Annotated in this window: 23 protein-coding genes and 1 pseudogene; 15 read left to right on the top strand and 9 right to left on the bottom strand. The window is 70.6% G+C overall.

Features of this window, described 5'->3' with window-relative positions:
* Positions 1 to 46: 46 nt before the first annotated feature.
* The 7 genes from H283_RS0120075 (at position 47) to H283_RS0120040 (ending at position 5,435) form a co-directional block, all read left to right on the top strand.
* Positions 47 to 781: a GAF and ANTAR domain-containing protein gene (locus H283_RS0120075; RefSeq protein WP_020145321.1), complete on the top strand. Its 735-nt coding sequence runs from the start codon at positions 47 to 49 to the stop codon at positions 779 to 781.
* Positions 782 to 1,108: 327 nt separating this feature from the next.
* The gene (locus tag H283_RS0120070; protein ID WP_020145320.1) at positions 1,109 to 1,318 is read left to right on the top strand and encodes a hypothetical protein; all 210 of its coding nucleotides are present in this window, start codon (positions 1,109 to 1,111) and stop codon (positions 1,316 to 1,318) included.
* A gap of 664 nt (positions 1,319 to 1,982) precedes the next feature.
* Positions 1,983 to 3,074: a sigma-70 family RNA polymerase sigma factor gene (locus H283_RS27350; RefSeq protein WP_020145318.1), complete on the top strand. Its 1,092-nt coding sequence runs from the start codon at positions 1,983 to 1,985 to the stop codon at positions 3,072 to 3,074.
* Positions 3,058 to 3,972, top strand: coding sequence for an STAS domain-containing protein (locus H283_RS0120055; RefSeq protein WP_020145317.1), 915 nt, complete (start codon positions 3,058 to 3,060; stop codon positions 3,970 to 3,972). Before H283_RS27350 ends, H283_RS0120055 begins: the two co-directional genes overlap by 17 nt.
* On the top strand, positions 3,969 to 4,367 hold the full coding sequence (locus tag H283_RS25895) for an STAS domain-containing protein (RefSeq protein WP_020145316.1): 399 nt from the start codon (positions 3,969 to 3,971) through the stop codon (positions 4,365 to 4,367). The genes H283_RS0120055 and H283_RS25895 overlap by 4 nt, the downstream gene beginning before the upstream one ends.
* A complete protein-coding gene (locus H283_RS25890) occupies positions 4,364 to 4,684 on the top strand; it encodes a phosphatase RsbU N-terminal domain-containing protein (RefSeq protein ID WP_020145315.1) in 321 nt (106 codons plus the stop codon). The genes H283_RS25895 and H283_RS25890 overlap by 4 nt, the downstream gene beginning before the upstream one ends.
* 196 nt (positions 4,685 to 4,880) lie before the next feature.
* Positions 4,881 to 5,435: a hypothetical protein gene (locus tag H283_RS0120040; protein WP_051103699.1), complete on the top strand. Its 555-nt coding sequence runs from the start codon at positions 4,881 to 4,883 to the stop codon at positions 5,433 to 5,435.
* 173 nt (positions 5,436 to 5,608) lie between these two features.
* Here H283_RS0120040 and H283_RS0120035 read toward each other — a convergent pair whose 3' ends face one another.
* The 4 genes from H283_RS0120035 to H283_RS0120020 all read right to left on the bottom strand — a co-directional run bounded on the left by H283_RS0120035 (position 5,609) and on the right by H283_RS0120020 (position 8,874).
* Entirely contained in the window at positions 5,609 to 6,055 is a 447-nt protein-coding gene (locus tag H283_RS0120035) for a MarR family transcriptional regulator (RefSeq protein WP_020145314.1), read from the bottom strand.
* A gap of 221 nt (positions 6,056 to 6,276) precedes the next feature.
* Positions 6,277 to 6,555 carry a hypothetical protein gene (locus H283_RS0120030; RefSeq protein ID WP_020145313.1) on the bottom strand — a complete coding sequence of 93 codons (279 nt, stop codon included), beginning with the start codon at positions 6,553 to 6,555 and terminating at the stop codon, positions 6,277 to 6,279.
* 148 nt (positions 6,556 to 6,703) lie between these two features.
* Positions 6,704 to 8,281: an FAD-dependent monooxygenase gene (locus H283_RS0120025; protein WP_020145312.1), complete on the bottom strand. Its 1,578-nt coding sequence runs from the start codon at positions 8,279 to 8,281 to the stop codon at positions 6,704 to 6,706.
* Positions 8,257 to 8,874 (bottom strand): hypothetical protein, encoded by a 618-nt coding sequence (locus H283_RS0120020; protein WP_231372335.1) that lies wholly within the window; start codon positions 8,872 to 8,874, stop codon positions 8,257 to 8,259. Before H283_RS0120020 ends, H283_RS0120025 begins: the two co-directional genes overlap by 25 nt.
* Before the next feature lie 228 nt (positions 8,875 to 9,102).
* Between H283_RS0120020 and H283_RS26930 the strand changes: the two genes are divergently transcribed.
* The 3 genes from H283_RS26930 to H283_RS0120005 all read left to right on the top strand — a co-directional run bounded on the left by H283_RS26930 (position 9,103) and on the right by H283_RS0120005 (position 10,668).
* Positions 9,103 to 9,450, top strand: a complete 348-nt coding sequence (locus tag H283_RS26930; protein WP_020145310.1) for a hypothetical protein — start codon at positions 9,103 to 9,105, stop codon at positions 9,448 to 9,450.
* 108 nt (positions 9,451 to 9,558) lie between these two features.
* Positions 9,559 to 9,978: a hypothetical protein gene (locus H283_RS0120010; RefSeq protein WP_020145309.1), complete on the top strand. Its 420-nt coding sequence runs from the start codon at positions 9,559 to 9,561 to the stop codon at positions 9,976 to 9,978.
* Positions 9,979 to 10,014: 36 nt separating this feature from the next.
* Positions 10,015 to 10,668: a vWA domain-containing protein gene (locus H283_RS0120005; RefSeq protein WP_020145308.1), complete on the top strand. Its 654-nt coding sequence runs from the start codon at positions 10,015 to 10,017 to the stop codon at positions 10,666 to 10,668.
* A gap of 140 nt (positions 10,669 to 10,808) precedes the next feature.
* On the opposite strand, the gene H283_RS25880 is transcribed toward H283_RS0120005, so the two are convergent.
* The 3 genes from H283_RS25880 to H283_RS0119990 are packed head-to-tail and all read right to left on the bottom strand — an operon-like array spanning position 10,809 to position 12,619.
* Positions 10,809 to 11,174: a nitroreductase/quinone reductase family protein gene (locus H283_RS25880; protein ID WP_196806033.1), complete on the bottom strand. Its 366-nt coding sequence runs from the start codon at positions 11,172 to 11,174 to the stop codon at positions 10,809 to 10,811.
* Between the two features lie 24 nt (positions 11,175 to 11,198).
* A complete protein-coding gene (locus H283_RS0119995) occupies positions 11,199 to 12,002 on the bottom strand; it encodes a DUF2182 domain-containing protein (RefSeq protein WP_020145306.1) in 804 nt (267 codons plus the stop codon).
* Between the two features lie 14 nt (positions 12,003 to 12,016).
* Positions 12,017 to 12,619 (bottom strand): DUF1326 domain-containing protein, encoded by a 603-nt coding sequence (locus tag H283_RS0119990; protein ID WP_020145305.1) that lies wholly within the window; start codon positions 12,617 to 12,619, stop codon positions 12,017 to 12,019.
* A 315-nt stretch (positions 12,620 to 12,934) separates the two neighbouring features.
* Between H283_RS0119990 and H283_RS26925 the strand changes: the two genes are divergently transcribed.
* The 3 genes from H283_RS26925 (at position 12,935) to H283_RS0119975 (ending at position 15,681) form a co-directional block, all read left to right on the top strand.
* On the top strand, positions 12,935 to 13,666 hold the full coding sequence (locus tag H283_RS26925; RefSeq protein ID WP_020145304.1) for a CPBP family intramembrane glutamic endopeptidase: 732 nt from the start codon (positions 12,935 to 12,937) through the stop codon (positions 13,664 to 13,666).
* 155 nt (positions 13,667 to 13,821) lie between these two features.
* Positions 13,822 to 14,316 (top strand): hypothetical protein, encoded by a 495-nt coding sequence (locus tag H283_RS25875; protein WP_156023344.1) that lies wholly within the window; start codon positions 13,822 to 13,824, stop codon positions 14,314 to 14,316.
* Between the two features lie 96 nt (positions 14,317 to 14,412).
* Positions 14,413 to 15,681, top strand: a complete 1,269-nt coding sequence (locus H283_RS0119975; protein ID WP_020145302.1) for an amidohydrolase — start codon at positions 14,413 to 14,415, stop codon at positions 15,679 to 15,681.
* 93 nt (positions 15,682 to 15,774) lie between these two features.
* On the opposite strand, the pseudogene H283_RS28705 reads toward H283_RS0119975, so the two are convergent.
* Positions 15,775 to 16,182 (bottom strand): annotated as a pseudogene (locus H283_RS28705) (DedA family protein); the annotation flags it as partial.
* Positions 16,183 to 16,703: 521 nt separating this feature from the next.
* Here H283_RS28705 and H283_RS0119970 point away from each other — a divergent pair.
* A complete protein-coding gene (locus tag H283_RS0119970) occupies positions 16,704 to 19,577 on the top strand; it encodes a hypothetical protein (RefSeq protein ID WP_156023343.1) in 2,874 nt (957 codons plus the stop codon).
* Positions 19,578 to 19,590: 13 nt separating this feature from the next.
* On the opposite strand, the gene H283_RS25870 is transcribed toward H283_RS0119970, so the two are convergent.
* Complete coding sequence (locus H283_RS25870; RefSeq protein ID WP_020145300.1) at positions 19,591 to 20,286, bottom strand: alpha/beta fold hydrolase; 696 nt, start codon at positions 20,284 to 20,286, stop codon at positions 19,591 to 19,593.
* A 338-nt stretch (positions 20,287 to 20,624) separates the two neighbouring features.
* On the opposite strand from H283_RS25870, the gene H283_RS26920 reads away from it, so the two are divergent.
* Positions 20,625 to 21,026, top strand: a complete 402-nt coding sequence (locus tag H283_RS26920; protein WP_020145299.1) for a hypothetical protein — start codon at positions 20,625 to 20,627, stop codon at positions 21,024 to 21,026.
* Positions 21,027 to 21,300 lie beyond the last annotated feature (274 nt).

Genomic DNA, 21,300 nt, shown 5'->3' with positions numbered 1-21,300 from the left:
GGACCGTCCCCCGCGTGCCCATCACGCCGAAAGGAGCCGAGCGCTCGTGATCGCCATCGACAAGCTCACCGACGTCTTCGTCGCCGTCGCCGACACCCTGGTCGCCGACTTCGACATCATCGAGTTCCTGGAGCTCGTCGCCCAGAAGGCAGCGACCATCAGCACCGCGAGCGCGGCCGGGATCGTGCTGGCCGACCCGACGCGGCGACTGCAGTTCGTGGCCGCGTCCGAGCAGTCGGTGCGACTCCTCGAGGCCTTGGCGGTCCAGAGCGAGAAGGGTCCGTGCCAGGACTGCTTCCACACCGGGGAGCCCGTGGTCAACACCGACCTGCGCGACGCCGAGGCCCAGGAGCGCTGGCCGGCGTTCGCCGACCTCGCCGTCTCGATGGGCTACGAGTCCGTCCACGCCCTGCCGCTGCGCCACCAGGGAACTGCCATCGGGGCGCTGACGCTGCTCAGCGTCCACGCCCACCCCCTCGAGGACGCGGAGGTGCGGGTCGTCCAGGCTGTCGCCGACATCGCCACGATCGGCATCCTCCAGGAGCGGTCGATCCGCGCGAGCGGCGTGCTCACCGAGCAGCTCCAGTTCGCGCTGGTCAGTCGGATCAGCATCGAGCAGGCGAAGGGCATCCTCTCGCGCATCCACGGCGTCAGCGTCGACGACGCGTTCACGCTCCTGCGCTCCTACGCCCGCGGCGCAGGCCTCGGCCTGAGCGCCGTCGCGACCGAGATCGTCAACCAACCTGAGCGACACCCGACACTCACCAGACCATCGGTCTGACGCACGAGCCCTGACCCCGCTCGGGGCTCCCGACGGCTGCTCCGACCCTCGCGCGCCCGCGAGTGAACCGGCGTACCCTGAGAACAGGTACCCCAGACCCGGCACCTCTCTCATCGCCGAGCGAGCCGAGGTCCCCGATGGTCTGCCTGTCAAGCTCCACCGTCCGGCCTGCCCGGAGCCTGCGAGATCGCGGCCCCTGCCCCGGAGAGCCCGCATCGACGGCCTCCCACGCCCCCGTGCCCGGTGGGCCGACGCCGAGCACCACCTGATTCACCGAGGGCTCCTCGTGCACGCGTACCCCGTCGCGTTAGCCCTCCAGGAGAGACCATGACCCGACAACGCGCTGGACGTGACCCGTACAGCACAGAGACCCCGCCACTCGAAGACGGTCGCCTGCGTGACGAGATCGAGCTGCTGCTCGACGTCATCGTCACCGCCTCCGAGCACCGACGCCACCTCTCCCCCCAGGAGGTCGACGCCGCGCTCCACCTGTCCTCCCCCGACGCCCGGCCCGCGACCCACCAGCGTGCCGGCTGACCTGATGGCGTATGCCGTGCGTCGCCGCCCCCGCCACGGCCACGGCCCCAGCCCCGAGCGGTCACACGACGACCACGTCGCCGTCGTCGTGCGACCGAGGGAGGGCCAGGACCTGCACGACAAGCCGAACCAACGCCAACGGCTGTCCCCGTCCGTGCGGTTCGGGGTACGTAGGGATCCGTCTGGTGCCTTCGACGGGGCGAAGCTGCCAGGACCGCTTCCCGATGCTAGGAGCTCGCCGTGATCGTGTTGGCCCTGATGACACCCTTGCTGGGTTTCGGCCTCTTGCTGACCCTGCAGTGGTTCGAGGATCGTGTCATGGCGTCCGACACCGGCAGGGTGCACGTCCCGACGCGTGGGTAGCGCGGCCGACACGCATCCTCTCCGTGCGGCAGGACCGAACGGGTACGCCGCTGGTCGCGTCGACCACGTCACGACGGTCGCGCGTTGACGGGGTCCGTGCACAGCACGCCACCTCGCCGTCGAGCCACGTCTCCAGGTGCCCGAGCGACAGAAGCAGAACGAGTCCTGCGAGCGGCACCAACATCGTGATCAGCGTCATGTCCAGTCCTTGTGGCAGCCGACCACCGTGCCTGGTCGGTCTCGTACTGATGACGCCCCCGCCCGGACCCCATGACGTGAGCCGTTTGGGTACGGTCTCCCCATGAGCGCGTCCGAGCGCTTCGGGGACAGCCTCGGCCACACCGCGGAAGACGTCGCGGACCTCATCCCGATGGTCCGCCGGATCGTCTACGCCAGGGTCGGGTCGCACCCTTCGGCCGAAGACCTCGTCCAGGAGACGCTGACCCGAGTCCTCTCCGCGGCCTCGACGGTCGAACCCGGCATGCTCGAGCCCTACGCGATCGTGACGGCCCGGAACGTCGTCTCCAGCCTGTGGCGGGACGCCGACCGCAAGAACCGGAACCAGCACCGACTCGTCGATCTCAGCGCCCCGGAACCCCCTGAGAAGCAGGTCGTTCTCGAGGAGGAGCAGTCGGCGATGGCCACGGCCCTGGCACGCCTCGATGAGCGGGAACGCCGCGCGCTGCTCGACCACGAGGTCGACGGGACCGACACGCACGCCCTGGCGGCTCGCCATGGCACGACTGCAGGTGCCGTGGCCGCCCAGCTCAACCGCACCCGGGCCCGACTGCGCGTCGAGTACCTGCTGGCGATCGAGCACGTCGACCCGCCGACCGATCGTTGTCGGCCGGTGCTCATCGCCCTGAGCAGCGGGGACCAACGACGTCAGCGTGAGGTGCAGGCAGCCCAGCACCTCCTCGAGTGCGAACCGTGCGCCCGGCTCAGCCAGCCGCTGCTCGAGCGGGGCCAGCAACGCGACGACTGCCTCCGCATCCCGGTGAGCTCCGACGCCGACATCGTGTCGGCCCGCCGCGCGGCGCGCGAGCTCGCCACACGCCTCACCTTCGGCGCCACCGACCTGACGGTGATCGCGACCGCCGTGTCCGAGGTGTGCCGCAACATCGTCCGCTTCGCCGGCAGCGGAGAGGTCGTCGTCGAGCTGCTCGAGGCGCCGAGACGCGGGATCCAGATCGTTGCCCGCGACGGTGGACCCGGCATCACGGACGTCGATCGAGCGCTCGGCGACGGCTTCAGCACGTACGGCGGGCTGGGGCTCGGCCTCCCCGGAGTGAGGCGACTGATGGACGAGTTCGCGATCGCGAGCGAGCCGGGCCACGGCACCACCGTGACGATGACCAAGTGGGAAGGAACTGACCGTGAGCGACCGACCTGAGGAGCCCGAACAGATGCAGCCGGAACCCGAGCACGACTCCGCCCAGTCCGGTCCCAGCGGCCACCTCCTGTCCCAGCTCGTGGCCCATCTGCGAGAGCACCGGACGCGACTGCAGGAGGAGTGGTCGCAGCGCATCCAGCAGGCGCACCTGTTGACGGCCATGACCCCGCAGGAGATGGCGGCCGAGACGACCTCGGTCTACGACAACTACGTCGAGGTCCTGGAGACGGGCAACGTCGAGGCCCTGCAGCACTACGCGAAGGACCTCTCCGAGCGGATCATCCCGCGGGGCGTGGAGACCCACGAGGTCGTCGGCATCGTGCTGCTGCTGCGCGACGTTCTCGCGCGGTCGCTGTTCGAGAAGTACCAGCGCGACTTCTCCATGCTCAACGAGGTGCTCGACGCCTACGAGCCCGCCGCGAACCGCATCGCCAACACGGTCGCCGTCAGCTTCGTCGACGAACGTGAGCGCGTCATCCGCCAGCAGCAGGACGCGATTCGCGAGCTGTCCACCCCGGTGCTCCCGGTCCGGGAACGCCTGCTGATCCTGCCCATCATCGGCGTGCTCGACAGTGAACGCGCGCGCCAGCTCACCGAGCAGCTCCTGTCGGGGATCCGCAAGCACCGCGCGAAGGTCGTCGTCATCGACATCACCGGTTCCCCCGACGTCGACGAGTCGGTGGCGAACCACCTCGTGCAGACCGTCGACGCGTCACGTCTCATGGGCGCGAGCGTCATCATCACCGGCCTCTCCCCCAAGATCGCGCAGACCCTCGTGACCATCGGGGTGGATCTGAGCAAGATGAACACGATCGGGGACCTGCAAGGGGGGCTCGAGGAGGCCGAGCGGCTCCTCGGCTACACCGTGACCCGGAAGGAGGTCAGCACCAGCTCGTGAACGGCGGACCGGCGCTCGTCTCCATCATGCGGCAGGGATCGACCCTGATCGCGTCGGTGCACACTGCCCTGAACGACTCAGAGCTCGTCCGGTTCGAGCACGACCTCGTCGACCAGATCGGTGAACACCGCTCCCGCGGCGTCATCATCGACGTCGCGGCACTGGACGTCATCGACTCTTTCGCCGCTCTCACCCTGCGACGGATCGCGGAGATGGCGCGCCTTCGGGGGGCCCAGACGGTCCTCGTCGGCATCCAGCCCGAGGTGGCCTTCACCATGGTCCGCCTCGGCATGGGCACCGGCGCCGTCCCGACCGCCCTCGACCTCGAGGAAGGGCTGGCGCTCCTCGCCGAGCAGGGGTCGCACCATCCGCGCCCGGACGACCCCGAGGCGTGACGGGCACGGTGGCCGCACAGGAGAGGGACCAACTCAGCCTCGAGGACTTCAGGCAGAACTACCGCCTGACGCTCCGCCGCTTCCTACCCCGTCGCGACGAGGCCGCGCGGGAGGCGGCCTACGACCTGGGCCGTCGTGCCTTCACCGCGAGCATCAGCCTCCTCGACGTCTGCCGGGTGCACCACGACTCGAGCCTCGAGCTCCTGAGTGAGACCCGCGCTGCAGAACAGGGTGAGATCTTCGAGACGACGGGCGAGCTGCTCCTCGAGGTGCTCGCGGCATACGACATGACCCACCGGAGCGTGCTCGACCCGTGAGGCCGTGCCCGGACGCCTCGACCGGGGTGGCATGACGAGGGAGTCCTGGAGTTCCGGAGCGCCACGGCACCAGCGGCCGTGCAGCAGGACGTGTGCCCTGGACTCGACCCCGCGTCATCCGACCACGGCGAGGGACTCTTCAGGGGTGACCGACGGCCCACGAGGCCGACAGCCACACCATCAAGGAGTCACACCCATGAAGCTCTCGACCAAGCTGTGCGCCGCCGGAGCGACCCTGGCCACGACCGCCGCTCTCGGCCTCGTCCCCGCCGCCGGTGCCTCAGCGGCTCCGACCGCGGCGAGCCCGGCGGCTGCTCAGGCGGCCACCACGCCTCGTGCCGCGGCATCCTCGACGATCAACCAGGTCATCGCGGGGGTCGGCACGTTCGCCGGCTCGTTCACACCGACGTCGTTCTCCAACCAGAACGGGCAGCTCGCAGTCACCGGGGTCGTCACCGGCACGCTCACGACCCTGGCCGGGGCGACCCTTCCGGTCACCCAGACCGTCACGACCTCGGTGGCCAGCGCGACGGCGTCCGGCTCGTGCAACATCCTCAACCTCGTTCTCGGGCCACTGCACCTCAATGTCCTCGGCCTCGTGGTGGACCTCAACCAGGTGGTCCTGAACATCACCGGTGCCACCGGTGCGGGCAACCTTCTCGGCAACCTGCTCTGCGCCGTCGCCGGCCTGCTCGACGGCAGCGGGATCAACGGGCTCGCCACCTTGCTCAACCGCCTGCTCGGCCTCTGACCGGGGCCTCGTCCCGCTGCGCACGTCCGGGTCTGATCTCACCCGGAGGACGGGTCGCCGGTCCTCGAGGGGACCGGCGACCCAGCCGCTCGGCGCCCCGGGTCACCCGATCCGCGGGCGCCGAGCCGACCCGGCCCAGTCGCTCCCCACCACGGCGTGCGGCCGTTGCAGCGTCACTCGACCGCGACGGCGAGCCGGCCAGCAGGGTCGAGACGACGAAGGAGGGCGGCAGCGATCTCGGACAGCTCCGAGACCTGCTCGGGAGTCAGGGCGTCGATGACGTGCTCACGCACGGTGGAGACGTGCCCCGGCGCCGCCGCGACGAGCACCTGGTGACCGTCGTCGGTGAGCCGCGCGTTGGTGGCGCGGCCATCCTCGGGGCAGGGAAAACGCGTCACGAGTCCACGGTCCTCCAGTCGACGCACGACGTGCGACAGGCGCGTGAGGGACGCATTGGTCTGCTGGGCGAGGCCGGTCATGCGCAGGGTCCACTCGGGTGCCTCGGACAGCATGGCGAGGACGAAGTACTCGAAGTGCGTGAGCCCCGAGTCTCGTCGCAGCTGAGCGTCCAGCACTCCCGGGATCAGCTCGATTACGGCGACGAGGCGCTTCCAGGCCACGAGCTGTTCGGGTTCGAGCCATGGACCCGTCGGGGGCCCTTCGGAGGGCAAGGAGCTGCCGCGGGCCTCGGAGCTCGACGGGGATCGCATGAGGCGAGCGTAACCGATTACTTGACACATCAAGTAATCACTGTCACTGGTTCGCCAAGCGCGGGATCGGCTGACCCGTCGTGGCAGAGTCGCCTTCCGAGACGTCCGTCCACAGGCCAGTACTATCGGTCTCAGCCGTCCACGACGGTGTGGCCGCGTTCCTCCAGCTCGGTCTCGAACCGCGGGTGCAGCTGATCGGGAACCCAGATGCCCCACTCGCCGTGCGCCGAGCCCGGGAACGTGCTGGGCGAGATGGCGCAGAGGCCGCTCGGATCGGACCCGATGACGAGGTCGAGCGCTGCGGCCGACGCGCCAGCATCGACCTCGAGTTCGTGTCGGTACGCCGGGGCCCAGATGGCGTAGCCGGTGATGCCGCCGAGGCGGTCGCGGTACCTGTAGAAGGTGGCCATACGTCAACGTAGTGGCCCCGGCGCAGAGCCGGATGCTGTTTGTCCCCTGTCGGTGGGCGAACGCCGCGGCCGGAGTCGTCCGAGAACGTGTCGCTCGATACGCCGGGGACATGCAACGCCTGGTGAGGTCTCTACCAGTGCGACGCCGTCAAGAGAGGAGCTGGCGGCGCCACCTCGACAGATCGCCACCGTCGAGACGTCCCGTCCGGTAGCCGACGTGGCCGTCGGGGCGCACGACGACGAGCCCGCTCCCCGGCCACCCGTCGATGCGGTGGACCGTGACCGGCAGGGCCGCGAGGTGGAGCTCGGGGGCGACCGTGTCCCGCTCGAGCAGCACGTGCAGCCCCGGTCGAGCGGTCAGGTCGTGCAGACGGCGTGGCCGTCCTCCGCACGTGACCGTCCGGTCCGGCAGGCGGTCCCCTGGACAGGCTCCCCGATTCGTCGGCGTTCCCGTGACGGACAGCGGGCTGCTCCGGTAGCGCACCCATCGCTGTGACAGCAGCTCCACGACCGCCGCCATGAGCGCGCGCCGTCGGAGCAGCAGAGGCAGCGCGGGAGCCGCGAGGGGAAGGACCGTCCCACGGACGAAGGCAGGCAGGCGCCGTGTCGAGGCCTCCGCGAAGAAGATCAGGTGGGTCAGCGCGAGCACCTGTGCAGCGGCTGGCCGACGTTCGAGGTCGTAGGTGCCGAGCAGCGCGGCGTGCGCGCCGCCCGCGCCGGTGCCCGGATCGCCGCGACTGGCGACGGCGATCTTCCATCCGAGGTTGACCGCGTCCACGATGCCGGTGTTCATGCCCTGGCCGCCTGCCGGCGAGCCGGCGTGCGCGGCGTCGCCGGCGAGGAAGACGGGACCCTGTCGGAAGGAGCTCGCGATCCGGTGCTGCAGCGGCACACGCGCCGACCACACCTGCTCGGTGACCCGCACTCTGAGCCCCGAGTCGTCGAGCAGCCGCTGGACCTCGACGACGGGCACCTCGCCCGAAGGCTGTCCGAAGGCTCCCTGGCCCTCGGGCGCCGCCGGTCTCGTACCGAGCAGGCGCCACGTCGCCCCCTCGCCGAGGGCGAAGAGGAAGACGAGTCCGTGAGTTCCAGCGGCGACGTGCAGCATCCCGGGCGCGAGCCCTCCATCGAGCTCCACGTCCGCGAGCACCACCTCCTGGCCGTAGCGCCCACCCTGCCAGCCGATGCCTGTGAGCCGGCGCAACAGGCTGTCCGCGCCATCGCACCCCGCGAGGTATCGGCATACGACCTCACCGATCTCGCCGTCGGCGCGCAGCAGCGCGCGCACGCCCGCGCCCGTCCAGGAGGCGCCGACGAGCTCCGCGTCCCGCTCCACGGGGACGCCGCGAGCCTCGAGTGCGCTGGCGAGGACGTCCTCCACGTCCGCCTGCCGCACGAGCGTCAGGTGGGGGTATGCCGTGTCGCGCAGTCCCACGTCCCCTAGCTGCGCGACGACCGTGCGAGCTCCCAGGTGCAGCTGCGCGCGAGGGGCCCGGTCCGCACGATCCAGGAGGGGCTCCACGACCCCCAGCGGTCGCAAGACCTCGAGGGTCCGTGAGTGCATGATCATCGCCCGGGACGGACGGAAGGGCTCGGCCCTGCGCTCGACGATCCGGACCGAAGCGCCGTTGGCGTGAGCCTGCAGCGCGGTGGTCAGTCCCGTCGGACCCGCGCCCACGACGAGGACGTCGGTGCCCTGACTCAGCCCACCGCGACCACGCGCCACCAGGCACCTTCCTCGTCGGGGAACCACGGGGCGAGCACGCTCGGATCGGCCAGGACGTCAGCGCGCCGCAGGCCCGGCACGATCCGGTAGTCGATCGAGGCCGGCTCGCTCACCAGCGCCAGCACGTGCCACAGTGACCGCGCGTACCGCTCCGCGGGAGAAGCTCCGTCCCACTCGTAGAGACCGCGGTAGCGAGCGAGCTCGTCGTGGGCCAGCCACAACTTGGAGGCGAAGCCGGGGAAGCCGACGAAGAGCGGCGTGTTGAGCCAGCTCTCGGTTCGGAACCACGCGTGGCCGCGACCACGGACGGAGCGGAGGCGGAAGGTCACCGCGAGGAAGCAGGGGTCGACGGGGCGAAGCGGCACCGTCGTGTCCCGGTAGACGCGGCTCGCGGTTCCGTCCCCGAAGACGATCCGGGTGCCGACCTTCGCCCGGGGGAAGCGGACCTCACGACGCACCAGCATCCCCGCGCTGGCGCCGACACACCGCGCCACTGCCGCCCAGGCAGCCCGACGGGGCAGCGGCTGAAGCCGGCGCCGGCCGGTGGGTTGGTTCGCGTGCGGCTCGCGCCGGCTCACGGCGTTCTCGGACATGACACGCCTCCCTTTCGGTCCCTCGACCAGCCTCACCGAGGCGCCTAGGCCGGGCCAAGAGGCGAAGGTCCTGAAGCTGCAGCCCGAACCGGCCGGCCGGCCCGGCCGGCCCGAACAGGTGCGTGACCCGTTCGGGCGTTGAGGTGAAAGGGGGCGGAGGTGGGTATGGCTGAGGGAGATCGTCGGCGTCCGGCCCAGGGCGACCGACCCGGACACACGGAGGCCCCCATGAAGAGACTGCTCATCGTCACCGCCGGCGCAGTCGGATTCCTGCTCGGCTCGCGGGCCGGCCGGGAGCCCTACGAGCAGTTCATGCGCGCGATCGGCCAGCTGAAGGACGACCCCCGCGTGCAGGCGAAGGCGCACCAGGGTGCCCAGCTCGTGCGCGAGCAGGCGCCGGTCGTGGCGGACAAGGTGGCCGATGCCGCCCGGACGGCGACCGACAAGGTCACCTCGGCGGTTTCGGGGTCCACCGACGACAGCGCCGCGGACTCGCGCCAGGCGGACACGGATGACCGTGTCGCGCGGGCCGTGCAGAACCAGAAGGACCACGGGCCCAAGGGTCCGCTGCCCTGAGCCTGCAGCAGATCTGGGCACAGGATTCCGGGCCCGGTGGTGGCCCGGCGGCACGACCTCTCGACTCAACTCTTGCGGAGCCGCAGTTACTGCGCCTAATGTGAGTGGATGAGCGACGACGCACGACGGCCTCTCCCGGCCGAGACGGAGCAGGCCCTGCGCACGGCGGTGGACGCCGCACGCGAGGCGCTCGCGCGCACCGACGCCTCCCGCCCCCACGAGGCGCTGCCGTTCCTGCGAGCCGCCCAGGAGCACCTGACAGCCGCCGTCGACGAGGCGATGGCGGCGGTCCTCGTGGCCGAGGGCGGCACGATCCGGACGGCCGGCGCCCTGGCCGGCCTGTCGGAGAATGCCGTCGGGCCGCGCCTGGCCCGCACCAGCCTGCTCGGCGCGTACGGCTCCGAGGCCGGACGCGTCACGGCCGCCGGCGTCGAGCGTGCCCGTTACGACCTCGAGGAAGGACGCCACCGGCCCGGGCCCGAGGCGGCGGACCGCCCGCTGCGCTTCCGCGCCCGCCGCAGCACCTGACCATCACCAGCCCAGCCCGACCACGGAGGAGACGCCATGACGAACCCGAACCTCACACACCTCTACTTCCTGCTCGACCGCAGCGGGTCGATGCACTCGATCAAGGACGACACCGAGGGCGGCTTCAACGCGTTCATGACCGAGCAGCGCAGCCAGCCCGGCGAGTGCCGGGTCACCCTGGCGCAGTTCGACGACCAGTACGAGGAGGTCTACCGGGACGTACCCGTGGCCGACGTGCCGCCGCTGTCCCTGTCACCGCGCGGGTCCACGGCGCTGCTCGACTCCATCGGGCGGCTCGTCGGCGAGGCCGGCGCCCGCCTCGCCGCCTTGCCCGAGCACGAGCGTCCGGGGGTCGTCATCGTCGGCATCATGACCGACGGCCACGAGAACTCCTCACGCGAGCTCACCCACGCCCAGGTCAAGGCGCTCATCGAGCGGCAGACCTCCGAGTACGCGTGGCAGTTCCTCTACATGGGCGCCGACCAGGACGCCATCGAGGTCGGGTCGAGCATCGGCGTCGCCGCCACCAACTCGATGACTTACGGCCGCGGCCGCGTGGCCGCGGCCATGGCCGCCACCTCCCGGAACATCGGGCTGACCCGTTCTGCCGTCGCCGCGGGCGCCTCGGCCCAGGAGGCGGCCGTCCACCTCGCCTTCGACGACGAGCAACGTCGAGCCGCCACCGAGTGACGCGTCGCGGGTTCGCGCCGGACGCAGCGTCACGCAGAACGCTGCTCGAGGGATGTCCGACGGTGTCGCGCTGAGGACGCTTGGTCCTCCCATGCCGCCGAGCGGGGCGCCAGTACTCGCCTCTCGGGTGTGGGCCCTTGTCACGCGGTCGCCGCAGCGGGCGCGAGCGTCATCACCGGTGAGCGACTCACCCAGTCGTCGAGGGAGTAGGGCTGCGCGGCATACCAGGGCTGCAGGCGCCACGCCTGCTCGATGATCCGGCGCCGGGTGGCCCGGTCCACGACCTCCTCGGCGATGACATCGAGGTCGATCGCCGGCTCACGCAGGTGCAGCACCGCCTCGGGATGCGGGCGCAGGTTGGCCACCCAGCTCCTCGGGCCGGGGGTGCCGGACAGAACGATCTGACCCTCCACGACGACGTACCAGATCTCGACCCGGCGCACCCGGCCGCTGCGCCGCCCCACGGTGCTCAGCTCGCAGGTCCCGGTCGGCGGCAACGCCTTCATGTCCATGCGACGGTCGGGGTCGGGTCAGTGAGGGAAGGCCATCGGCATCGGACCCGGCGTCGGGACGTCGAGGCCCGGCACGGTCTGCGGGGCGACGAGCACGAGCACGCCGAGGACGAGGAGCGTGAGGGCAACCCCGTACGTCGCGGTGCGTCGCCAGGGAAGGATCTTCTCCACGGTGATGAGCACGGCGACCACGGCCATCCAGACGGGACTCATGACGCCCAGCGCGAACAGCGACGCCATCAGTGCCCAACAGCAGCCCACGCACCAGGCGCCGTTCCGCAGTCCCATCCGCAGCGCCCCGGCCCAGCCGTCTCGCCACGACCCGAGGAGCAGGCCCAGGGGGCTGCGGCACTTGGCCAGGCAGGCTTGCTTCAGAGGTGTCAGCTCGTATGCCGCCGCGAGCAGCAGGGTCGCTCCCGTGAGCAGTCGTCCGGCGTCGTCCCACAGCGCGCCAGGTGTGACACGGCCGGCCACCACACCCGTCACGAAGGCGGCGACACCGGCTGCCGCCCACGTGACCAGATAGCCCGTGACGAAGGCCACGGGTGTCCATCGCAGGCGGCTCATCCGCGAGTACAACGCGACCGTCGGCGCCACCGACGGGAACATCATCGCGGCCATCATGACCACCCAGATGGTGAGGAACCAGCCTAAGGTCCCGAGCTGGGTCCATGGCCCCTCGTCCATCCCACGCATCTGCTGGATGGCCCACCACCACCCGACCGCAGCGAGCGCGACGAGGACGGCGACGAGCACCACCTGGCCCCGCACGGCAGCGTAGGCCGGACGCAGCCCGGCCTCGGCCGGGTGGGCCGGCCCCACCCGAGTCGCTCCTGTCAGGCGGCCCATGAGAAGCCGGACTTCGACAGCCCCGTCTTCCCCTCGTAACGGATCCCGAAGGCATCGATGCTCGAACGCTTCGCCTCAGCCATCGTCAGGTCCGATCCCACAGGATGGAACATCCCCGAGAACCTCACCGGCTCACCGGTGTCCACCCCGAACGGCACGACGTCCTCGACCTCGAAGTCGATGGCGCTGCCGACCCGGACCCGGTGGCGCAGCCCGTCGTGGTCCACGGTGATGCCCGCCCGCTCGACGCCCAACATCTCTCCGATCAACGGTGCCGGCGCCGCCATGGGTCCGCCCAGCTGGCCGCCGAACACCTGCACCAGCCGGTCGAACTGGGCATCACTGGCGCGATCGTCGACGAACACGCCCACTCGCCAGTTGCCCTCGGTCATGACCTTCGGCGTGTCCGCGATCATCGCAACCGTGCAGCCGGACACGTCCGTCCCCTCCACGGTTCCCTCGCGGACGTCGAAGACGAGAGTGACGCGACAGAAGTCGTAGGTCGCCCCGTGATCGAGGGACAGGTTACACGGGCACATCAGCTCACAGGAGCACGTCTCGACGTAGTCGCCCTTGAGATTCCAGGACATGGTGCTACCCCTTCCACCTCAAGATCGAGTGTCGCGCCGCTCCGGAAACGCGTCAACCGTCACCGACCCATGCGCCGGTCGAGCCCGACGCCAATCCGGTGCGCCCGTGGCACCCGCGCGCGTCCCACCGGCCGGGTGGGGGCGGTGGTGCAGATCACGATCCGTTGGAGTCGAAAGACCCTGACCGTGACGTCCGGGCAGTCCTAACGTCGGGGTTGGAGGCGAACCATGTTCAGCACTCGCGACCTCTCTGGAATCGCTCAGCCCGGATCGCTCTGCCATGGCGAAGACGCGGATCCGAGGCGGTGACCGACGATGGCTGCCAGGCACACCCCCGCGTTCGCCCCGTCAGGTGACGACCACAGCCGCACGACCGAGCAGCTCCAGCCGAGGGATCGGCACCGCGACGTGTGGCGCGTCGTGGCCGCCGCCGAAGTCGTCGCCGCCGCAGTTGCGGTGCTCGTCGACTGGCTGATCCCCTCACTCGTGCTCGTCGGGCTCGCCGCGTTGTCGCTGCTGGTGCGCCACCGCGGCCCGAGCTCCCTGGGATTCCACCGGCCTGCTCACGTGTGGAGGCTGGTTGGTCAGATGGCGGTGTTTGCGGTCGCGTGGACGCTGTTCGACGTCGCGGTGCTGATACCGGTCACCAACCACCTCACCGGGACCCGGCAGGACGTCAGCGCCTTCGCCGAGCTCCACGGCGACGTCCGGTTGCTCGCGGCGTACCTGGCGGCCTCCTGGCTGCTCGCGGCCGTGTGCGAGGAGGCCGCGTTTCGCGGCTACCTCCTGACCCGACTCACCGACGTCCTGGGGCGCGGCCGCCTGCGTGTCGCCGTCGCGGTGCTCGGTTCGTCGGTGCTCTTCGGGATGCTCCACACCGAGCAAGGCCCGGTCGGCGTCGTCGTCGCCACCCTCGGGGGCGTGGTGTTCAGCGTGCTGCGCTACCGGTGCCGCACCGTGTGGGCGCCCGTGCTCGCGCACGGCTTCGACGACACCCTCGGGTTCACGTGGTTCTTCTTCTTCGGGCCGTTCTACGGCCTCTGGTAGCCGCCGCGGGAGGAAGGAGTGCTGAGATGAACGTGACGGCGAGGCCCGGAGGGCGGCGAGGGAGACCACCGGCTCGGGACGTCGACCGTCTCCCGCTCTGGCGACCCGGGGTCGCGTACGCCCTGCTCACCTCCGCCGCCCTCGGCTACGCCGTCGTGGCGCTGCTGCTCGCACGCGCGGGCGCGCGCGCCATGCCCGAGCCGTACCTCCGTATCGACGCGACGACCTATTTCGCCTGGGGAACACTGTTCTACGCCCCGGCCATCCTGGTCGCCTGGCTCCTGGCCTGTGACGTCGTCTGGCTCCTCGCCAGGGCTTTGGGTGGACGCCCCGACTTCGGCGCCGTCCTCACCGCGATGGCGGCCGCGGTCGGCGTGGGCACCCTTGGCACCCTGGTGCCGGATCTGGTGACGTCGCCGCTTCGCATGCTCGGCGTCATCGACGAGGCCGCATGGGAGACCTCGATCAGCCAGCACACGGGCTGGTTCGCCTTCACCTGGTTCTGGCTGGTCGCCTACGTGCTGCTGTTTCTGGTGGCCTTCCCTCTCGCCGTGCGGCACAGCACCGGGCTACGCGGACCGGCCGCCGCGGTGACCGGTGTCGTGGCGTTCGGCGTCTTTCAGGCCGTGGAGTACCTCGTCCTCCGATAGCGCCCGGGCCCACAGCGTTCGTGGGTAGGGTCACATCGCCGTGGGACGTCTTCTCGATTCCTCGAAGGGTGACCGCTCGTTACATCCGCCGACGAGGTGCTGGCCGGGCTGCATGACACGCGAGGCCGGCGGGAGGACTTCTACCGCGACCTGCACGCCCACCCGGAGCTGAGCGGGCAGGAAGCGAGGACCTCCGCCGTCTGCGCCGAGCGTCTGGACGAGTGGGGCTTCGAGGTCCAGCGTCTGGGTGGCGGTGTCGTGGGCGTGCTGTCGAACGGCGAGGGCAGCACGGTCCTGTGTCGCGCCGACATGGACGCACTGCCCGTCAGGGAGCTGACCGGCCTGCCCTACGCGTCCACCGCTACGGCCACGGACGAGGCAGGTGCGACGGTGGCGGTCTCGCACGCCTGCGGGCACGACGTCCACGTCACCTGTCTGCTCGGTGCGGCCGAGCTGCTCGCGGATCGCCGCGACCAGTGGGGCGGCACCTTCGTCGCCCTGTTCCAGCCCGCAGAGGAGACGGCGTCCGGAGCTCGCGCCATGCTCGACGCCGGGCTGGAGCAACGCATCCCCAGGCCCGACGTCGCCTTTGCCCAGCACGTGCTGGGGCTCGAGGCCGGCACGATCGGGACGACCATCGGACCGGTGATGTCAGCGGGCGACAGCATCCGGATCACCGTCTTCGGCCGGGGCTCGCACGGCTCGATGCCGCACCTGAGCGTGGACCCCGTCGTCCTCGCAGCATCCATCGTGATCAGGCTGCAGACCGTCGTGGCCCGGGAGCTCGAGCGCGGCGTGTTCGCGGTCGTGACGGTCGGAAGCAGCGTCGCCGGCGCCAAGAGCAACGTCATCCCCGACCGTGCGGTGCTCCTGCTCAACGTACGCACGTACGACGGTGAGGTCCGTCGACAGGTGCTGGGCGCCATCGAGCGCATCGTGCGTGCGGAATGCGACGCAGCGAGGTCACCGCAGTCACCGACGTTCGAGTACTACGACCAGTACCCCCTCACGAGCAACGACGGCGAGGTCGGCGCGCGGGTGCGCAGCGCCTTCGAGCAGCATTTCCCCGACCGCCTGGTCGAGCTCGGACGAGTCACGGCCAGCGAGGACTTCGGCCTCATCCCGGACGCCTTCGGTACGCCCTACTTCTACTGGGGCGTCGGAGGATTCGCCGCAGGTGTCACGGCGCCGCCGAACCACTCCCCCTACTTCGCCCCGCGGATCCAGCCCACGCTCGACACGGGCACGTCGGCGCTCGTCGTCGCGGCGCTCGCCTACCTCGGCGACGGCCTCGACTCGGCTGCGCCCTCCGTAGACCCGCTCGGATCGTCTACGGGATCGCAGCAGCGTCACCAACCCAGGTAGAACCGAAACTCCCACTGTCGCAAGGAGAACGAGTTCCAGGTGGCTGGACACGACGGGGACGGCGCCGAGCCAGAAACCCCCGCCGAGCATCACGGCCGCCCATGCAGCGGCACCGATGAGGTTGTGCACGAGGAACCGCCGGCGGTCCATGGCTGCGATGCCGGCCACGACGGGTGTGAGCGTGCGCGCCACTGGCACGAAGCGTGACAGCACAACGGCTTTCGCGCCGTGTCGGACGAAGAAGGCCCCAGCGACATCGAGGCGAGGGGGCGACAGGAATCTCGATCCGCCTCCCTCCCGCAGAGCGGGTGCGAGACGGCGCCCCACGAGGTATGCCACGTGATCGCCGGCGACCGCGGCGACCGTGACGGCGGCGAGGGACGGCCACAGGGAGAGCTGCAGGGCACCGGTTGCCACGAGCATGCCAGCGGTGACGAGCACGGTGTCCGCCGGCAGGAGGAACCCGGCCAGGAGACCTGTTTCGGCGAAGGCGACTGCCATGAGCAGCAGCAGAGCGAAGGGGCCGAGCGGTGTGAGCACTGCGAGCAGAAGGCTTTGCACGGCGACACCTCGGTGCGTCAGGGCTGGGACGGCGTTCGGCCCGTTGGCCGCGCGTCCGCGGGCCGAGCCCGCAGGACGACCCTGCTGGGTACGACTGTGCTGGGACCCGCTCGGCTCTGTGCTGCGCCTGTGGCTCCGAGCCCACGCGTCTGAGCACCCGCCGACGTTGAGCTGTATGCCGTCCCGGCCGCGATGCGCGCTCCTCGCGGACGCGCCGACGTGTGCCGTCCGGGCCAGCGGGCAGTACCAGAGGCGTTCGAGCGGGTGCCACGGTCGACTCCGCTGTCCGGTCGGGACCCGGCCGGGCGGCATACGCCCGCCAGGGTGTGTCCCGCGCCCGATGGCCGGCCGCATGCCCCGCCACGCCTGCGACATCGGTGAGGTCGAACCTGGTCCGCCACCCCCACGTCCTAGTGATGTAACCGTCCGGCCTGGGCCATCAGCGATCACCGGGAGTCGCTATGCGACGTTTCGTCCTTCTTGCCACGTTGTCCATGATCGCCGGGCTGCTGGGGCTCCCGGTCACCTACGCTTCGGCCGCGACGGTGACCCCGCCGCCTGCGCCAGCCCTCGTGGGACCCGCCGCCGGGGCGTCGGTGGTCGAGCCGTTCACGCTCCAGTGGGGCGCGGTGGTCGATCCGGACGGGCCGATCGGCAGCTACACGTGGCAGGTCGGGACGAGTTCGACCTTCAGCACGGTGATCGCGTCCGGCTTCACCCAGGAATCGCTGGCGGGCATCCCGGTGCCCACGACGGACACGGTGAGCGGCCTGCCGCTGGGCAGCTACTTCTGGCGCGTGCAGGCATCGCAGACGGTCGGCGGCACGGTCGGCTCGATCGACTCGGCCTGGTCACCGGTGCGCAGCTTCACCGTCACCGGGCTCGGCGCGGCACCAGGCACGCCGTCGTTCACATCCCCGGCGACCGGCGCTCGCTTCCACGCGTCGGAGTTCTTCGACATCAGCTGGACGGCCGTGCCCGGCGCGCACTACTACCTCCTCGAAGCCGACGACGAGCCGACGTTCTCGTATCCGTTGTCGCTGACGACCGACCTGGTCCAGTTCGGGACGACGTTCCGCGCCGGCTGGGGCAACGAGATCCCCAACGTGTACTACCGGATCCGCGCGGTGTCGGCTGCAGGAGTGCATGGGCTGCCATCGCCCACGCTGAACGTGAAGATCACGAACACTGCCCCGACCCCACCCGCGCCCACGCTGCTCTCCCCGACCGGTGGCACGAGTCGCTCGATCCCCCTCACCTTCGACTGGTCGGACACGCCCAACCGGGAGAGCCCGGCCTACGACCTGGACATCGACGACGACCCCGCCTTCGCCGGGTCGTTCGGCGTCTTCCTGATCCAGAACCTCGCCCGTTCCGACTACCTGCTGGTCGACACCCTGGCGCCTGGCACCTACTTCTGGCGCGTGCGCGCCGTGCACGGCCAGGTTCGGGGCCCGTGGTCAGCCACGGGCACCTTCACCGTCGTCGCCGGTCCAGCGGTTCCGCAGGGCCTGGGCGTGCTGTCCCTCGTCGCCACCCCTTCCTCCGTTTTCGGTGGCAACGCCACCCAGGCGCGAGTCACGTTGACCCAGCCGGCACCGGTCGGCGGCGTCACCGTGAAGGTCGCCAGCGACATGGCTGGCGTCGAGACGCCCGCGAGCGTCTTCATCCCCGCCGGCGCGACCGATGCGATGGTCACCCCGATCACCACATCGCCGGTCGGGGGTGCCTCGGTCGGCTCCATCCGCGCGGCCTACGGCACGACGTGGCAGCAGAGCTCGCTCGGATCGTTCCCGCTCCTGTGGGGTCATTCACTGGGCGCGGAGACCGTGGTCGGCGGCCACGCCACGACCGGAACAGTGACCCTGCTGAACCCGGCACCGGCGGGCGGTGCCGTGGTGACCCTGGTCAGCGCCGATCCGGCGATCGTCGCGCTGCCGCCCACCGTGTTCATCCCCGCAGGCGGGACCGGCGCGTCCTTCACGATCGACACCACGACGGTCTCCGCCCCGACGCGGGTGAAGATCGACTCGGGCTACGGGGCCGAGTCGTACCGCTCTCCGTCGTTGTGGCTGACCGTGGCGCCGCCGGGAACCGTGCCACCAGCCGCCCTCGCATCGTTGGCGCTCACCTCGGCCAGCATCGCGGGGGGTGCGACGACCACGGGCACCGTGACCCTCACGGGCCCGGCGCCGACGGGTGGTGCCACGATCCGCCTGAGCGGCAGCATGGAGGGCCAGGTCGTCACCCCGCCGAGCGTGACGGTGCCGGCCGGCAGCACGAGCGCCACCTTCACCATCACGGCGCCGTCGGTGCCTGCCACGTACTACGTGCTGATCCAAGCAGGCCTCGGGTTCACCGCCGGAACCCAGGCCCGGCTGCTCGAGATCCGTCCCGGGTCCACGGCGCCGACGCTGGCGGGGTTCAGCGTCAGCCCGACCGACATCGTCAGCGGCACCTCGACGCAGGGCATCGTCGAGCTGGTCACGTCGGCACCGGCCGGTGGCGGCACCGTGACGTTGACCAGCAGCAACCCCGCAGTCCTCCAGGTTCCGGCCACGGTCAGCGTTCCGGCCGGCAACAACTCGACGAGCTTCGCGATCACCACCACCGCCACGAGCGCCTTCACGACGGTGCAGGTTGACGCGAGCGCGGGCGGCGTCACGCGCTCCGCCTTCATCAACCTCGCTGCCGGACCGACGGCGCCGTCGCTGGTGTCGTTGTCCATCGCCCCCGCCAGCGTCACCGGCGGCAGCAACGCGACGGGGACCGTGGCGCTGAGCTCCGCTGCGCCGAGCGCAGGCTCGTCGGTGACCCTTGCGACCGGCAACTCGTCCGCGGCCCAGGTGCCCCCGACGGTCTCCGTGCCAGCGGGCCAGACTCAGGCGAGCTTCCCGGTGACGACGTCCTCGGTGGCCGCGAGCACGCCGGTCACCATCACGGCGTTCTCCGGCAGCACCACGAGGACGGCAACCGTCACCGTGACGCCGACGAGCGTTCCGCCGTCGGGGATGTCCGTTGGTCTCAGCGGCGTGCCGGCGACCGTGCGCCGGGGTCAGTCCTTCACGGCGACGGCCACGGTCACCAACGGCGGTACGTCAACGGCGACCGGCTCGACCGTGGTGGTCAGCTTCACGCCCACCAACGCGCTGCGGCTCACGAACCCGACCAGTTCGACGCAACCGACCGGAACGGTCGCGGGTGGGGGGACGAAATCGGTCGCCTGGCAGATGCGCGCCGACAACGCCGCCACCGCGACGGTCACGATGACCCTGAGAAGTTCTGCGGGCGTCACGTTGGGGACGGCGACCAGGACGGTGAAGATCTCGAACTGACTCGTGTCCGGAGTCACGCACCCCGACCGGCTCCGGGCGGCGTCGTGAACCATGCCACGTAGTCGGCCACCAGCCGAGGCTGCACGAGTGGCAGCAAGTGCCCACCCGGAAGGACGTCGACCTCGACGCCCAGCCGGTCGCGAGCAACCCGGCGCTGCAAGCCAACCGGGAAGAAGCGGTCGTCGGCGCCGACGAGGACACGGATCCTGATCGCCGGCCACGCGGTGAAGTCACACACCGACCCGAAGACGACGTCGGCCTCGGCGCGCTGGTACGGCTCGCCCTCGGCCACGACCTCTGCGTCGACGTCGTGCAGGAAGTAGGTCGCCACGTCGAAGGGACCGTAGCCACCAGCACGGGCTGCCTCCTCTTGGGCTTCCACCGCCCCCGTGTGCGCCCACCAGTCACCAGGGGTCTCGTCGGGATCAGGGATCATCGCGTTGACCAGCACCAGCTCACGGACGGGCACCCGCTCGCAGACGAGCGGCGCGGTGAAGCCTCCGAGCGACCCTGCGACGAGCACGACGTCCGACCGCGGACCGATCGCGTCGACCACCAGCTCGGTGTAGCGGGACAGCCCGGCGGTTTCGTCGTCGCCGGGCAGATCGACCGCGATCACGTCGTGACCGGCCTCGGACAGGAGCCCCGTGACCCGACTCCAGACCCACGCCGACCCACCGGCTCCCGGGATGAGAACGAAGGTGGGCATGCCTGACTGTAGCCAGACCGAGAGTCTTCGCGTGACCAGGTGTCCAGGCACATCACCGCAGGTCAGAGGGTCTGCCAGCCGATGAGTCGGCCGATCCACCGAAAGCCACGCCCATCCCCTGCATCAGCAACGATCGCGCGAAGCACCTCGATCCCCGGCTCAAGGATGCGCCATCACGGTGGGTCGCTCTGACTGCATCGTCGATGTCGGTCATCATGGGGGACCACCGCGTCACGACCCTGTTCACCAAGCACTTGGCCCAAGGGATGTGAGTGCCACATCCGCGACTGGCGACGCGACAGCCGCCCCTCCCCGGCGGACAAACCGAGAGGAGCGGCATGACTACCGCCATGAGCAGCCTGGCCATCGCCGCGAGTGCTCTACTGCTGGTCGCGATCGCGTTCCAGCTGGGGCTTGCCGCAGGAGCCCCCTGGGGCCGCGCCGCCTATGGCGGCCGGGTGGCGTTGGCAGACGGGACGCTGCCGGTCAGGCATCGGGCCGCCAGCCTTGTCACCGCCGCAGTCCTCCTGGTGGTCGGCTGGGTGCTACTCCTGCGTGGCGGTGTGCTCGGCACCACTGCAGGGCACCCCGGGCTCAGCTATGCCTGCTGGGGCTTCGCCGCTCTCTTCGCGTTGAACACAGCCGGAAACGTCGCCGGTCGGCACCCTCTTGAACGATGGGGCATGGGGGCGCTGACGGCCTGCCTCGCCGTCGCCTGCGTGCTTCTCGCTGTCGGCTGATCCGGCGGAGAAGGGGATTCGGCCGGACAGACGGCGTGGGCGAACGAGGTCGGCGGCTCAGTAGCCGCTGCCCCCGCCCCCGGCACCGCCCCCGCCACCGCCGTAGACGATCGCGAGAAGGACCACCACGACAGCGACTGCAACGAGTCCTGCGATCACCCATCGCTTGGCTAGCACTCTGACCGCCTCCCACGGGCGCCGACCTTTCAGGGTCGGCCCCACACATCACGACGCACCGCGCCGGTGCCAGGTTCAAACGGGGAAACGTGACAGC

The sequence above is a fragment of the Terracoccus sp. 273MFTsu3.1 genome (assembly GCF_000383675.1).
Classification (GTDB): Bacteria; Actinomycetota; Actinomycetes; order Actinomycetales; family Dermatophilaceae; genus Terrabacter.
This window is presented reverse-complemented; position numbering and strand designations above follow the sequence as displayed.